We start from the raw sequence: 14,125 nt of genomic DNA, 5'->3' as shown, positions 1-14,125 counted from the left end.
TCAAAATAGGAGTTTGAGTAATCTCTCATACAATCAACCTAATAAAAAAGGTGGAAGTAATAAAACGATGAATAATGCGATGGTGAAACAAGCGTTAAAAGAATCCTTTCTAAAGCTCGATCCGAGAAAAATGATCAAAAACCCAATCATGTTTGTTGTGGAAATAGGGTTTTTGATTACACTTATACTCTCATTTGCGCCTGATGCATTTGGGGCTAGTCAGATCGCACCTTGGTTTAATATCACGGTAACCTTTATTCTTCTTTTTACAGTATTATTTGCAAATTTTGCAGAAGCGATTGCTGAAGGGCGAGGGAAGGCGCAAGCAGATTCATTAAAGAATTCCAAAAAAGATATTATGGCAAACAGATTTATGCCAAACGGAGAAATTGAAGTAGTACCTTCTACAAATCTACGAAAAGGAGACATTGTCCTTGTTACGCAAGGTGAAATGATTCCTGGTGATGGTCAGGTAATCGAAGGATTAGCATCTGTAGATGAATCTGCAATCACTGGTGAATCTGCACCAGTCATTAAGGAAGCAGGTGGAGACTTCAACTCAGTTACAGGCGGTACAAGAGTTGTGAGTGATAGTATTAAAGTTCGAATCACTAGTGATCCGGGTGAATCATTTCTTGATCGAATGATTTCACTTGTTGAAGGAGCGGAACGTCAAAAGACGCCTAATGAAATTGCGCTAAATACAGTTTTAACAAGCTTAACGCTTATTTTTATGATTGTTGTGGTAACATTACCGTTTTTTACAAAATACCTGGGATTTAGCTTGGAAATCCCTGTATTAATCGCATTGTTGGTTTGCTTAATTCCAACGACGATTGGTGGATTATTATCAGCGATCGGAATCGCTGGTATGGACCGTGTGACACAATTCAATGTCCTTGCGATGTCGGGAAAAGCAGTAGAAGCGGCTGGAGATATTAATACGATTATTCTCGATAAAACAGGTACTATTACATTTGGGAACCGGATGGCAAGTGAGTTCATTCCTGTAGGAGATGAAAAAATCCAGGATCTTGTTCAATGGACAGCTATTAGTTCAATAAAAGATGAGACGCCAGAAGGCCGCTCTGTTTTAGTATTAATGAAGCAAAAGGGATTAAAATATGATGACCAAGTTGCGGCAGATGGACAGTTTATTGAATTTAAAGCAGAAACACGCATGAGTGGGATGGATTTAAAAAATGGTCTACAGGTTCGAAAAGGTGCAGTAGATGCAGTGAAACAATGGGTCATTGCCAAAGGTGGAAGTATTCCAAAGGATTTAGATGAAAAAGCAAATATGATTGCTAAGGAAGGAGGAACGCCACTGTCTGTAGCCTGTGAAAATAAAATCTATGGTTTAATCTATTTAAAGGATACCGTTAAGCCAGGTATGAGAGAGCGTTTTGAACAATTACGGCAAATGGGGATCAAAACGGTTATGTGTACCGGTGATAACCCACTCACAGCTGCAACGATTGCAAAAGAAGCTGGTGTAGATGAATTTATTGCAGAGTGTAAACCGGAAGATAAGATCGAAGTGATTAAATATGAACAGTCGCAAGGGAAACTTGTTGCCATGACGGGTGATGGTACGAATGATGCGCCAGCTTTGGCACAAGCAGATGTCGGATTAGCGATGAATAGTGGCACAACTGCGGCGAAGGAAGCGGCTAATATGGTAGATCTTGACTCTAATCCTACGAAAATCATTGAGGTTGTATCGATTGGGAAGCAGTTATTAATGACACGTGGAGCATTAACGACTTTTAGTATCGCTAACGACATTGCCAAATATTTCGCCATTATCCCAGCAATGTTTATGATTGCTATACCAGAAATGGGTGTATTAAATATCATGCGTTTGGATTCGCCAATGTCAGCAATTCTCTCTGCATTAATCTTTAATGCTCTCATTATTCCATTGCTGATTCCGTTGGCAATGAAGGGTGTTACCTATAAACCAATGAAGTCAAATGCGTTATTACGTAGAAATCTAACTATTTATGGATTAGGTGGAATGCTTGTTCCATTTATCGGGATTAAACTCATTGATCTTATGGTTGGATTATTCATATAAAGAGTAGAAAAGAGGTAATATTTAATGGAAGAAAAACAAAAAATGTTCGGTCCGATCATACGAACTAGTTTTCTTATCATGGTTTTATGTGGATTAACGTATCCTCTAACAGTAACAGGAATTGCACAAGCAATTATGCCTGATAAAGCAGATGGCAGTTTGATATATAGTGAGGAAAATGAGATTATTGGCTCTAAATTGATTGGTCAAAGTTTTACAGATCCAGCATATTTTCACGGAAGGGTATCAAGTATCGATTACGATGGTGCAAGCTCAGGATCAAATAACTATGCTCCATCAAACGAGGATATGATTAATCGTACAAAGGAATCGATAGAGGCCTGGAAGGAAAACAATCCAGATACACCGATATCTGATGTTCCAATCGACCTTTTATCTAACTCAGGGTCAGGACTTGATCCACATATTAGTCCGGCAGCAGCTTATGCTCAAGTAAAAAGAATTTCTAGCATAACCGGGATATCAGTAGAACAGCTAAATAAACTAATCTCGATGTATATAGAAGGAAGAGAATTAGGTTTATTTGGTGAGGAACGAGTGAATGTTTTAACACTTAACTTAGAATTAAAGAATATGGCTGAGTAATAGGAGATACCTCGACTCTTCGTCGGGGTCTTCATGCTGGAGGTGCTATGGATGGCTGACAATCACCCTTATTTTCGTAGAAAAACTCCGGAGGAATACCTGCGTGATATAGGTGAGTCAAAAAGAGGAAAACTAAAACTATATATAGGAGCAGCACCTGGGGTTGGTAAATCCTATAAAATGCTTCAGGAAGCCCATGATTTACGCTCTGAAGGCAACGATGTAGTCATCGCCTTTATTGAAGCCCATAAGCGAAAAGACACAGAAGCCTTAATAAAAGATTTAGAGATTATCCCATTAAAAGAAATTATATACAAAGGAAAATCATTTTATGAAGTAGATGTTGACGCAATTATTCAGCGAAAACCTGATTTCGTCATTGTAGACGAGCTTGCTCATACGAATATTCCTGGTTCTAACCATCCCAAAAGATACATGGATGTAGAAGAAATATTAGAGGCAGGAATCGATGTGATGTCTGCTATGAATATTCAACATATTGAAAGTGTAAATGATATCGTCCAACAAATTACGGGAATTGTTGTAAGAGAAAGAGTACCTGATACCTTTTTACAAAAGGCTAATGAACTCCAATTAATTGATGTTACACCTGAAGCTTTAAGGAAACGCCTGGCGGAGGGGAAAATCTATTCGAGCAATAAAATCGAGCAAAGCTTGCGTAATTTTTTCACGACCACTAATCTTGCTGCGCTTCGAGAACTAGCTCTCCGAGAGATTGCCAACGAAGTTGATGAAAAAATTGAACAAACAAGCGGAAAATTACTGGATGGTCCAATCGGAATCCATGAAAAAATACTCGTATGTGTCCATTATGGACCAACAGCTGAAAAGTTGATTAGAAGAGGTTGGCGAATGGCCAATCGTTTGAAAGCAGAGCTATATATTCTTAATGTTACAAGTGAAAACCCAGAGCACTTTTCACTGGAGAAAAAACGGAAAATCGAACAATGGCAGGAGCTTGCAAAACAATTTCATGCAAGCTTTATTCTTGAGCAACAAAATAATAGGAAACCTTCAGATGTCATTATTGAAGTGGCAAAGCGACATTTTATTACTCAAATCCTTTTAGGACAATCGGCAAGAACAAGATGGGAAGAAATAAAAAAAGGCTCAATTGTAAATACAATTATGAGAAAGACGTCAAACATTGATATTCATATAGTGGCAGATGGAAGGAGTGTACAATAATGAATATTGCATTTTTTCTTTTACCGAAATCAGAAGTAGTTTACTTAAACTTTAATAGGACAATGAGACAAGCATTAGAAAAAATGGAATACCATAGGTATTCGGCGATTCCTATTATCGATCATGATGGAAAGTATATTGGTACTTTAACGGAAGGGGATTTATTGTGGAAGCTAAAAAATACACCGGATCTAAATTTTAGAAATACCGATCAAATTATGCTTTCAGAAATACCTCTCCATGTCAAAAATGAACCGATTTCTGTTAATGAAGAAATGGAGGCAATAATTGCAAGAGCAAAAGAACAAAACTTTGTACCTGTAGTTGACGATAATGGTATTTTCATAGGCATTATCAGAAGAAGAGAGATTATTGAGTACTGTGCCAACCAATTATTTAAGGTCTTGAATCAGAAAGAATATCACAAAACAAAGTCCTAAGCTATAGAGATGTCCCTCTGAAGGGAGTGAATTGTTTTACTAATGATGGAAAAAATAAAGAGAACTTCTGATCTGACTTTGCGGACTTATTTAAGTCTTCACTACAAACAATAAGGTCCTCTATTTTGAAAGGATGAGCTGTCATTGAAAAAACAATTTGCTGTATTTGGTTTGGGACGATTTGGAGGTAGTATTGTAAAAGAATTTTACGAATTAGGGGTAGAAGTACTTGCTATCGATAAGGACATAGAGAAAGTAAATGACGTGATTGAATATGCTACACATAGTCTTCAAGTAAATGCAATTGATGAAAATGCCTTAAAACAACTTGGTATTCGAAATTTCGATCACGTTTTTGTATCATTTGGTGATGATATTGAGGCAAGTATTCTAACATCTTTAATGTTAAAAGAAATGGGAGTTAAGCAGGTTTGGACAAAAGCGCAAAATGACTATCACCATAAGGTGCTTGAGAAAATTGGTGTTAATCGAATTATTCATCCTGAAAGGGATATGGCAAAGAGGATTGCACACTATATTGTTTCAGAAAAAATTATTGATTATATTGAGTTATCCAAAGACCACAGTATAATTGAAATTGTTGCTACAGATCGAATTCATGTTAAGACATTGCTTGAGTTAGATATAAGGGCTAGATTTGGATGTATGATAGTAGCTATTAAAAGAGGAAAACAAGTTATGATATCTCCGGCAGCTGAAGATAAAATTCTTGAAGGGGACATCTTGATCGTCATTGGACATAACGATGACATTAGAAGATTTGAAGAAGAAGGTGTATAGACTATAAACTGCAATATCTACATATAAGTTAGGAGATACAAATATGAATAAAAGTTTCAAAAAATTCAAATCAATCGAGTTTGAAAATCAGTGGATTAAAATTAACCCTGCTCAAACTTTGACATTAGGATTTTTGGGTCTTATTTTTGTGGGTACATTATTGCTTATGCTTCCATTTTCCACAAAGGATAGACACTATCTGTCATTTATTGATGCCTTGTTTGAAGCAACTTCAGCGGTTTGTGTGACCGGATTAGTAGTTGTTGATACACATACGACATTTACTATGTTTGGTCAAATTGTCATAATGGTTCTCATCCAAATTGGAGGGCTTGGTTTTATGACAGTCGGAATTCTAATAGCTTTGTTTCTTGGGAAAAATATTGGCCTAAAGGGCAGGCTCATGATCCAAGAATCGCTTAATCAGCTCTCGCTAGAAGGAATGGTTAGACTAGTAAAATTCGTAGTAGGTTTTACTCTATTACTTGAATTAATTGGAGCGGTGGTTCTATCCTTCCGTTGGATATCAGATTTTGGATTTCCCAAAGCCCTTTTTTATGGTCTATTTCATTCTGTTTCGGCTTTTAATAATGCCGGGTTTGATCTTATGGGTGGATTTAGTAGCATGACCGGTTACGTAGGGGATGTAACAGTCATTTTAACCCTTAGTTCACTATTAATTATTGGTGGAATAGGTTATACAGTAATATTGGATTTAGTAAAGAAAAAATCATTGAAAAAACTCTCTCTTCATTCGAAATTAGTATTATTAATTACATTGATTTTGAATGTTCTAGCTACGATTATTATATTAATTTTGGAATACGATAACCCAGGTACTTTAGGAAGCTTAGCGCTAAAAGACAAAATATTAGGAGCTTACTTCCATGGTGTAGTTCCGAGGACTGCAGGTTTTAATTCATTGAATACGGCTGATATGACCCTAAGTTCCCAATTTGTTACAATGCTTCTTATGTTTATAGGAGGTGGGTCAGGGGGGACAGCAGGAGGTATCAAGGTGACGACATTTGTAATTATTGTACTTGCTGTATGGACACTAATTAGGGGAAGAGATGAAGTAAATGTAATGGGAAGACGTTTGCCAAATGATTTAGTTTTTAGAGCATTTTCAATTACTGTTTATTCTACTGCACTTGTATTTTTTATATTGTTTATATTAACAATCACGGAGGATGCTCCTCTCAATGTTCTATTATTTGAGGTTATTTCAGCATTTGGAACTGTAGGAATGTCTCTAGGACTGACTCCAGAGTTAAGTCCAGCAGGGAAAGTGCTAATTTCTTTCATGATGTTTATTGGAAGAGTGGGGCCACTTACTATCGCCTTTGCATTGGCAAGAGCAACCAAAAAACAGCCTTTTAAGTATGTCGAAGAGAAGATTATGATAGGATAAAGCTATTTTTTGGAGTAAAATTAGTTATGTTAAACAGGGGAATAAAAAGGTATGAGTAAGTGCGGTGATCCTTATAGGATTACCGCACTTACTTTCTATATAAAGGAGACATTCTTCTAGTAAATCGATTCGTATATTAATAAACGGGACGAAGAAAATAATTGTAGAGTTTGTACATCATAAAAATCGAACTTAAATAATGGTAAGGAGAAATCTTATGCACCATTTCAATGAAACATTTATTCAAATACTTGTTCTTTTGGTGATTTCATTAGCGGTTATTGCGATTGCAAAATTGTTAAAGCGGCCATATTCGATAGCGCTGGTGATAGTAGGTCTGATCTTAGGTCTAACTGAAATACCTTACTTAGATGAGGCCGAACAGTTTATAGTACAATCTGACGTTTTTCAGGTTATTATCATATCATTATTCTTACCGATTTTATTAGGAGACGCTTCCTTAAAACTACCGTTTTCACAATTAAGGGAAGAAAAAAAGCCAATAATTGCCTTAGCAATCGGAGGCACACTATTATCATTCCTTCTAATTGGTTTAGGAGCGTATTACCTCATCGGTCTTCCTATTGTCGCAGCTTTTACATTTGCTTCTTTAATGAGTGCAACGGATCCAATCAGTGTCATTTCAATTTTCAAATCACTAGGGGTACCCAAAAAACTAGTAACAATAATTGAAGGAGAGTCACTTTTTAATGATGGAGTATCTGTTGTACTATTCCAAATATCTACTGTATTTCTCATTTCATATTTAGATATGGGGATTGTCGGCCTTTCTCAAGGGCTATTGTTGTTCTTAAAATTTAGCATTGGTGGAATTATTATCGGTGGTGTGTCAGGTTTCATTTTTTCGCAGATAGTCAGAATTTATGATGATTACCCTTTAGAAATTGCACTTTCAGTTCTTATGTTCTTTGGAAGTTACTTTGTAGCTGAGCATTTCCATGTATCAGGTGTCATTGCAATCGTGGTGTCTGGGATAATTTTAGGTAATTACGGAAGGAAAATTGGTATGTCTTCAACTACCAAAATGAATATAGATTCTTTTTTTGATACCATTACATTTTTTGCAAATAGCTTAATTTTCTTGATGATTGGACTGGAGATAAAAAACGTTCATCTTGCTGAAAAATGGGGATACATTGCACTTGCCATACTAATAGTCTTAATTTCGAGGACAATCGCTCTCTATATAAGTCTTGCCCCGCTCAAAGGGTTTTCGGAAAAATATAAAGTGATTCTAAATTGGGGGGGAGTAAAGGGCAGTTTATCAATTGCTCTGGCATTAAGTCTTCCACGCACCTTTGATGGGAGAGAGGAAATCCTAATTCTAACATTCAGTGTGGTATTGTTTTCCTTATTAATCCAAGGATTGACCATATCACCCTTAATTAAAAAAATGAGGATTACAGATAAAAGAGATTAGCCTGCTATTTAAGTTTATATTAGGAACTAGAAGAACATTAAGGATAAGAGTGGTTGCTAAGATGCAAAATGTAATTTCATAAACAAAGAGTAGAGAGATACATATTGGGCTACCAAATCCAGGTGGATTGTTTTTCTATTTGAATTTAAAGTGGGTGCGGTTGTTAAAAAGTAAAAATTAGTGCAAAGAGTAGTTTTTAAAAGGGTGTAGGAACAGCAGAATATGACACAAAAATAGAATAAACCATAAAATTTCCATAATCAAAAAAATAAATCATAAACGTTCCTAAAATATCTATTTATGGCTACTGCAACTCCATTTCATAAAAAGATAAGAAGTGAGAATAGAAAAATTGGCTAAAGAGTGCGATTAAAATTAGGTGGCTCTAAGTCTGGAAACTTTATGCTTTATTTAAGGGAAAAGTTATGGTTTACGTCATAATTATACAGAAAAGGACCACAGAGAGTTGGCCGTTTTGTTAGATAGTTTACATGCAGGTTGTCCGGGCGCGGACATCATAGTAACTTACGATTACTCCATGTGGCTGGACAATCTTTATGAACATCCTGAACGAACTATAATTGGGAGGAAATATTCTATTTAATAGAACTCAATTAGCTTGTGGCTTATGAGTAGCTATGGGGCGTAAGGAATGTTAAAGAGTTTTCAATGGAATGAATAACGATATCCTACAAAGGAGCGATTAAAGTGAAAATACTTAATAAGTTATTTTTAACGATATTTGGTGTAGGACTACTGGTACCATTCATCATTATTTTCGTCTGTTTTTCTCCCATACTTGTTATTTTTAGCTTACTAGAGGGAAAAAATATATTGCTAATGATCTATAGAGAAATCTTCATTTCTATTCAGAAAATGTTCTTTGAAATATGGAAGTATTGCACTATACGTCCAGCGGCTAAAGTAAACAGGCAATAGAAGAAAATTGAAGTAACTTTATTAAGCTGCAAAGTACAGCAAATATGGAAATCGAAATAAGCTTTAAAATTAGTAGGAAGAATGTAGTATAGTTATCTCTTTTATAATAACTCTACTTCTTTAAATATATGAAAACACACACTTGGAGGAATGAACATGTTAAACAACGAAATTTTGAATCAAAAAATAACAGAAGTATTTGGAGCATCAAAATTGGCACAAGAAATCATCCAACAAACAGACAAAGCAGCGTTGATCCTTGTAGAAACAAATGAGGATTATGCGTTGATTACGGTAAAAGACTTTACTGAACTACCAATTGGTGGCCATGATTTGTTTGTAGAAGCTCGTATTCAGAAGTCGGGTGATACTCTGAAGGATATGGGAGAACTAATCAAGTTTTTTCAACAAAATATAAATGAAATAGTGAATCAATTTCAAAACAAAATATTTGAATATACAGAAACATTAAATGAAACTGCTAAAAATATCGGTATAAATTCAATTGCAAAGCTATAGAATAACCTTTAAACTCTCGTATACAGGTTGAAAGGTTATTAGCTACCATGCTATAATTTATTATAACTAATAACAAATATTCGAAATGTGGCGGAGGACGCACATTCCCTTAATTTCTAGGGAACGTGCGTCTTTTTTCATGTGGAAAGGGGAATTGGTATGTTATCAGCGAAGTTGCATAACGGAGGAATTATTTCGGCTTCAGAATACAATGAATCTACACATGGGACCAGGATATATTGTCTCGATAAAAATTGTAATGCTCCATTAATCTACATTGACGCAGTTGAAGATGGGAGAGTGGCACATTTTAAGACGTCCGGAAAAGGAGATTCTAAACATGTGTCTGATTGTGGTTTTTATCAACGGCTGGACCTTGTTGAAACAATTTCAAAAGTAAAGGAGTATCAGGCAGAAGTTTTGAATAAAGGGGTAAAAGAAATTGTCATTCGACTAAGTATGAGTGGGTTAGACCCAGATAAGGAGAAAAATACAACCGAGAGGGAGCAAACCGAAAAAAAGAAAAAAGAAGTGAAGTTGAAAAATGAAAATCTGACACCTCAATCTATTAGCTCTGTTAAAGGGGTTGTAAAGCTTCTTACAGAATATGAACCTGATATATTATCGTCAATTCTAGTAAATGTCGGCGGAGGAAGAAAGGTGCCCATATCTGAATTAGTAGTTAACCAGGAGCAAGCCCATGAACTTTTATGGAATGACAATATTCTTCAGAACGTCGGATACTTTGTTTATGGAAAGGTGACAAAACTAATCAAGTTAGAAAAGGTTATGTACATCACCCTAGAAGAAAACTCAGTACCTTTCACCATTGTTATCTTCCAGAAGCACTGGAAGGAGTTCACTTATACGGAAAAACAACTGGTAGGGAAGAATGTTCTTGTATTCGGTAATTTGAGAAAAAATGAATATAAGGACCAACAACGAACGGAAATGATCATTAAAAGCGATAGGTATTTGGAAACGTTCACAAGAAAGCCTAAAAATAATCTAGAAGAATCTGAGTAATTCTATATTTATAAATTTGGAGGAGTGATCAAATTGGATGACCAATTATTCAATAGATTAATTAGGAAAATAGAGTTAATTTGGATGACGAGAATAGGAGTAAATTAAGTACGGATGAAGAAATATTTATTAAAATGACATTTTCAAGTTTCAATTGAACTATTGATAGCAAATACATATACTTTCAAACAAAAGTATTTTTTTAATCTTATTACAAGTGTAGGAGACTGATAAAATCATGGTTAATAGCGGAATTGTACAGAGATAAGCAATTTGTTTAATTTACAATAAAGCGTTAAAAAATCAGCAAATCTTCTTGCATAGAAAATTAACTATTAAAATATCGATTTTGAAATAATAGAATTTAATTAATATTTTGAATAAATAGACGCATTAAATTTCAATTTGCCTTATAATGGTAATGGAAAGAATAGGAAGTATCGATGAAATGTTTTTACATCATTTTTAGGAGGAGATAATGTATGAAGTTTAGAAAACTATTAATAGTATTATTGATTGGATGTTGCCTTACATTTCCATCACAAATAAGTAATGCCGCGAGTCTAGATAATGATTCGTTAAATGATGAATCGACTAATAATCAAGATAATCTAGACAACGATACAACCACGGTACTAGAGGAAGTTTATTTTTATTATGAGAGTAATGATAATATGATGTATAGGAATACAGAGAAAAATCAGACAGATTTTCTAAGGGAGTATTTAAATGATAATGAATTTGCTGAGTTAGAAGATAAACTAATAACTGCTAAAGATGATGAAGAAGAGATAAATCGAATTTTACAAACAGAAATAACACCAATAATAGAAGAAATAAATAATAATACAGGAGTCCTTAAAAGCAGCGTTCAAGCAAGATCACCCGAAGGTGTTGCCACAATAACTTGTACTTTTGCGAAAACCAAGAGACTATTTACTTGTACTCAAACAAGTGTTGTAGCAGATTTTATTAGCGAAGCATACTTAGAAATGAATTTTTATCAAGATGGTATATGGTTTTGGGAAGCGGATATGACAAGTTTTTTAAATCCAGCAACTACTACATGGTCAAATTCAAGAGAGGTAATTTTGTCGTTTAAAGATAAATATAGTGCATCTGTTCATGGAACAGCTATTGGTAGATATGGTTCGTATTACTTAGAAAAATTCTCTAAAGATTACGATATTTCGTGGTAAAATATTGTATTAGAGTAAGAGGTGTCGATAATGTTACACTGGCTTATTGAGATTGAACCACCAAAGATGAATTTTTCAGTGGCAAATCAAAATATTAGAGTTGAGAGAATCAAACCACCAGAATCAAATGAAATAAGTACAATTTGTCAATTTTTTTTATCATCTATACTACTAGGTAATGATGATACATTTGTTACAGTTATTCCGGTACCAAACAATGAGATTCTTCAACAAATAATACAAGAAATTGCCCCACATTATGAAAAAGTATTACTACAATATGAAGACGATAAAGTCAGTTATATTAATCTTTCTAAAGTTAAAAAGGCATCTAAAGAAAAGTTTCTAGGTCAATCATCAGATAATGTTGCAGTTACCATTTTTAGAGAACTATATAAGGAGAGAATTTCAAGTAATTCTACTCTCAAAAAGAATTTAAAATACTTTCTAGTTAATAAGGAAAAGATTCAACCACTCTTATCAAAAGAAGTTGAAGAATTAGCTACCTTCCTTTTCTCTACTTATCTTGAAAAAAGTAACTTTCTTCCACTTGTTCCTTATGGGTGGTATGCAAATAATGAATTACAGTATTCTCCGTTTATTAGAAGTTTTATTTCTTATTTCGGAAGGGTAATTCTGGTAGTTGATGAAAATGATAACAAAGTTTATGGTATAGATCTTTGGAAAGAATAGACAATTCAGATCATACATAAATATTCAGTTAGGGAAAAAAAGTTCTATCTCCTTGTAAGTTGTTTGAAAGGAAATGTTATTAAACAATCGCGCTTTAAAGAGGTAACGAAAAAAGCCTAATTTCTCAGCATATATTTTGAGAAATTAGGCTTTTTTATATGAGAATTTCCTTAACGTTGTAAATCCGTGTTTTCCTGATGCTACCCCATTTTATAGCCGCACTATTTTTTTGAAATTCATCTACCATAGACGTAATAAGAATAAATTTAGAAAAAGGTGCAGACGATTAGATTCGAATGCTCCTTTTGTTAGTGTATTAGTGTATCCTCTGTCAGTTTGTTAATGAATTGATAAATGATTTTTCTCCTAATTTTACTGCAGCATGCTGTTCTATACTCCGTTTCCTTCTTAAATATCTGTCCGTTGTATGCATGGACGCATGACCTAGCAAATCTTGAATGGATTTTAAATCAATTCCTTTATCCATGAAAAAGGCTGCTGTATAGTGCCGGCAGGTGTGAGGTGTAATTCTATATTTGATATGCTTTCCTTCACCGGCTGAAAGCTCCTCTTTTACAAAACGATCCTTTATGAAATCAAAGGGGGCATTGCTAACTAATCTTGTGAATTCATTACTAAGATACGTACTATTGTAATGAGTTCCATCCGATTTAGGAAAGAATGCTGTATCATCCAGAGCCCCTACGGTGTCATTTAGATTCTTTCTTCTACGGTTTTCTTTGATTACTTCCAATACATCATCAAATATAATTATGTCTCTTTCTTTATCCCCTTTACCTAGTACCGTTAAGACATGAAGACCCACTCTTTCTTCATAACGAAGATTTCTCCATTTAGCAGTAGAAAACTCCATTATACGCATACCTGTTGTCACCAACGAAAAAACCATAGAATAAGCAAACCAATCTGTCATTTTAAAATGTTCCAGGAGTTGACTTACTTCATGATTAAATAGATCTCGATTAACCAGCTCTTCGTATTTTGTTTTAGGCCTCTTTAGCTGCAACGTTATATCCCGATTTAGTATTTCCTTACTTGCTAAATATCGGAAGAAATGTTTCACCACTGATGTTTTGCGTAAAAGTGTGGTCTTTTTATATTTTCCTTCCAGGTATCGCTGATAACCAAGAAGGTCTTCAGGTTTCAGCTCTCTCAAAGAAGGTAGATTGTTTGCGGGATTATATAGATAAGATAGTAATTGATTTAAGTCACGTAAATATTCTTTTTTAGTAGTATTTTTCCGTTTTTCCCCGATAGTAGGTTGATCGTGAATAAAAATGTACAAAAGAACATCATCTGGTATTTCAGTCCAATTAATATTCGAAAATCCATATTTTTCTATTTCATGAAATAGTTTTTTGTTTTTCCAATATTCTCCTTTTGAAAGTGCGAGTTCAAAATTTCTTCGAAAACCAATTTCTGTCATTTTCCTACTCCTTTATAAGTTTAGATTAATTATGTAATATATTTACAATTTAAATAAATAATAAAATAACAAAGTTATAATCTCCTATATTTAATTAAACCACTATCAAAGAAGATAAAACATAGAAAAATGTTATATTTTTAAAGGTTATATACCATGTTGTAATTTTTTATATATTTTAATTAAATTATGGGTTGTATTTCCAGCGAAGAGGTGGTAATATTTAGTCAAGATATTACGATATACATATATATGTATATAATGTATATAATCCACGAAATTTGAAATAAATGGTTATAAGGTGGTGGCAG

12 protein-coding genes are annotated in these 14,125 nt (G+C 34.2%); 11 read left to right on the top strand and 1 reads right to left on the bottom strand.

The annotated features are described in order from the left end of the window. The first annotated feature begins 67 nt into the window (after positions 1 to 67). The 11 genes from kdpB (at position 68) to FAR12_RS21100 (ending at position 12,367) form a co-directional block, all read left to right on the top strand. Positions 68 to 2,080 carry a potassium-transporting ATPase subunit KdpB gene (gene kdpB / locus FAR12_RS21155; RefSeq protein ID WP_246010471.1) on the top strand — a complete coding sequence of 671 codons (2,013 nt, stop codon included), beginning with the start codon at positions 68 to 70 and terminating at the stop codon, positions 2,078 to 2,080. A gap of 24 nt (positions 2,081 to 2,104) precedes the next feature. Then, complete coding sequence (gene kdpC / locus FAR12_RS21150; protein ID WP_126410745.1) at positions 2,105 to 2,686, top strand: potassium-transporting ATPase subunit KdpC; 582 nt, start codon at positions 2,105 to 2,107, stop codon at positions 2,684 to 2,686. 33 nt (positions 2,687 to 2,719) lie between these two features. Further along, positions 2,720 to 3,895, top strand: a complete 1,176-nt coding sequence (gene kdpDN, locus FAR12_RS21145; RefSeq protein WP_425456224.1) for a KdpD-like non-kinase potassium sensor — start codon at positions 2,720 to 2,722, stop codon at positions 3,893 to 3,895. Further along, entirely contained in the window at positions 3,895 to 4,335 is a 441-nt protein-coding gene (locus FAR12_RS21140) for a CBS domain-containing protein (RefSeq protein ID WP_126410744.1), read from the top strand. Before kdpDN ends, FAR12_RS21140 begins: the two co-directional genes overlap by 1 nt. 144 nt (positions 4,336 to 4,479) lie before the next feature. After that, a complete protein-coding gene (locus tag FAR12_RS21135) occupies positions 4,480 to 5,136 on the top strand; it encodes a potassium channel family protein (RefSeq protein WP_126410743.1) in 657 nt (218 codons plus the stop codon). A 43-nt stretch (positions 5,137 to 5,179) separates the two neighbouring features. After that, a complete protein-coding gene (locus FAR12_RS21130) occupies positions 5,180 to 6,550 on the top strand; it encodes a TrkH family potassium uptake protein (protein ID WP_126410742.1) in 1,371 nt (456 codons plus the stop codon). Between the two features lie 217 nt (positions 6,551 to 6,767). After that, complete coding sequence (locus FAR12_RS21125; protein WP_126410741.1) at positions 6,768 to 7,991, top strand: cation:proton antiporter; 1,224 nt, start codon at positions 6,768 to 6,770, stop codon at positions 7,989 to 7,991. A 1,095-nt stretch (positions 7,992 to 9,086) separates the two neighbouring features. After that, entirely contained in the window at positions 9,087 to 9,449 is a 363-nt protein-coding gene (locus FAR12_RS21115) for an HD domain-containing protein (protein ID WP_126410740.1), read from the top strand. A gap of 159 nt (positions 9,450 to 9,608) precedes the next feature. Continuing rightward, the gene (locus FAR12_RS21110) at positions 9,609 to 10,475 is read left to right on the top strand and encodes a hypothetical protein (RefSeq protein WP_126410739.1); all 867 of its coding nucleotides are present in this window, start codon (positions 9,609 to 9,611) and stop codon (positions 10,473 to 10,475) included. 482 nt (positions 10,476 to 10,957) lie between these two features. Next, positions 10,958 to 11,674 (top strand): hypothetical protein, encoded by a 717-nt coding sequence (locus tag FAR12_RS21105; RefSeq protein WP_126410738.1) that lies wholly within the window; start codon positions 10,958 to 10,960, stop codon positions 11,672 to 11,674. Positions 11,675 to 11,704: 30 nt separating this feature from the next. Beyond that, positions 11,705 to 12,367 (top strand): hypothetical protein, encoded by a 663-nt coding sequence (locus FAR12_RS21100; protein WP_126410737.1) that lies wholly within the window; start codon positions 11,705 to 11,707, stop codon positions 12,365 to 12,367. A 331-nt stretch (positions 12,368 to 12,698) separates the two neighbouring features. Here FAR12_RS21100 and FAR12_RS21095 read toward each other — a convergent pair whose 3' ends face one another. Further along, positions 12,699 to 13,814, bottom strand: coding sequence for a tyrosine-type recombinase/integrase (locus tag FAR12_RS21095; RefSeq protein ID WP_126410736.1), 1,116 nt, complete (start codon positions 13,812 to 13,814; stop codon positions 12,699 to 12,701). Positions 13,815 to 14,125: the final 311 nt, after the last annotated feature.

The sequence above is a fragment of the Bacillus yapensis genome (assembly GCF_005280205.1).
In the GTDB taxonomy this organism is placed as follows: domain Bacteria; phylum Bacillota; class Bacilli; order Bacillales; family Cytobacillaceae; genus Robertmurraya; species Robertmurraya yapensis.
The sequence above is the reverse complement of the archived record's forward strand: the minus strand, read 5'-3'. Positions and strand labels throughout refer to the sequence as shown.

Excerpts from the sequence above, each read along its gene's own strand:
- FAR12_RS21110 (WP_126410739.1), top strand. The coding sequence starts at position 9,609 with ATGTTATCAGCGAAGTTGCATAACGGAGGAATTATTTCGGCTTCAGAA.
- FAR12_RS21130 (WP_126410742.1), top strand. The coding sequence starts at position 5,180 with ATGAATAAAAGTTTCAAAAAATTCAAATCAATCGAGTTTGAAAATCAG.
- FAR12_RS21125 (WP_126410741.1), top strand. The coding sequence starts at position 6,768 with ATGCACCATTTCAATGAAACATTTATTCAAATACTTGTTCTTTTGGTG.
- FAR12_RS21140 (WP_126410744.1), top strand. The coding sequence starts at position 3,895 with ATGAATATTGCATTTTTTCTTTTACCGAAATCAGAAGTAGTTTACTTA.
- FAR12_RS21100 (WP_126410737.1), top strand. The coding sequence starts at position 11,705 with ATGTTACACTGGCTTATTGAGATTGAACCACCAAAGATGAATTTTTCA.
- FAR12_RS21115 (WP_126410740.1), top strand. The coding sequence starts at position 9,087 with ATGTTAAACAACGAAATTTTGAATCAAAAAATAACAGAAGTATTTGGA.
- FAR12_RS21095 (WP_126410736.1), bottom strand. The coding sequence starts at position 13,814 with ATGACAGAAATTGGTTTTCGAAGAAATTTTGAACTCGCACTTTCAAAA.
- FAR12_RS21105 (WP_126410738.1), top strand. The coding sequence starts at position 10,958 with ATGAAGTTTAGAAAACTATTAATAGTATTATTGATTGGATGTTGCCTT.
- kdpC (WP_126410745.1), top strand. The coding sequence starts at position 2,105 with ATGGAAGAAAAACAAAAAATGTTCGGTCCGATCATACGAACTAGTTTT.
- kdpB (WP_246010471.1), top strand. The coding sequence starts at position 68 with ATGAATAATGCGATGGTGAAACAAGCGTTAAAAGAATCCTTTCTAAAG.
- kdpDN (WP_425456224.1), top strand. The coding sequence starts at position 2,720 with ATGCTGGAGGTGCTATGGATGGCTGACAATCACCCTTATTTTCGTAGA.